Here is a 576-nt window from a genome sequence, read left to right on the forward strand (position 1 = left end):
TGGGTTCGTCCGATTGTGAGAGGAAAACAAAAAGCAGCCGTCGAATTTGGAGCCAAATTCGATTTGAGTATCGATCAAGGATTTGGCCGTATCGAAAAAAGCAGCTTTGAAGCTTATAACGAATCGGAAGTATTAGTCGGTGCCGTAAGGCACTATCACGACCGTCATGGCTATTATCCAGAGCGAGTATTGGCGGATAAAATTTATCGAAACCGAGGCAACCTCAGCTATTGTAAAGGTCGGGGCATTCGACTATCTGGTCCAGCCTTAGGAAGGCCTAAAAAAGACGAGATCCGAGAGAAAGCACAAGACTACAAAGATAACGCTGACCGAATAGAAGTGGAACGAAGTTTCAGTAAAATGAAACGCTGTTTTGGCGCCAATCTCATTACCACAAAGTTAAAAGGAACGACTCTTACGAGCATAGCTCTAAGCGTTATCGCACTCAATCTGTCAAAATTGACGGCAGATTTTCTGCACACTTTTTTTGAAAAAAAGCAAAAATTTTATTTTTGGAAACAATTAGCTGTATTCAAAATGACTTTTAGAGATGCGCTATTTGTTCAGTAGACATTA

The 576-nt window shown here is 41.0% G+C and carries 1 protein-coding gene; it reads left to right on the forward strand.

Annotated features, from left to right (window positions below; translation table 11 throughout):
• Positions 1-570, forward strand: a 570-nt coding sequence (locus ACFSR0_RS08330; RefSeq protein WP_379981778.1) for a transposase, incomplete at its 5' end; no start/stop codon positions are given.
• Positions 571-576 lie beyond the last annotated feature (6 nt).

It is taken from the genome of Enterococcus camelliae (genome assembly GCF_042685105.1).
In the GTDB taxonomy this organism is placed as follows: Bacteria; Bacillota; Bacilli; order Lactobacillales; family Enterococcaceae; genus Enterococcus_G; species Enterococcus_G camelliae.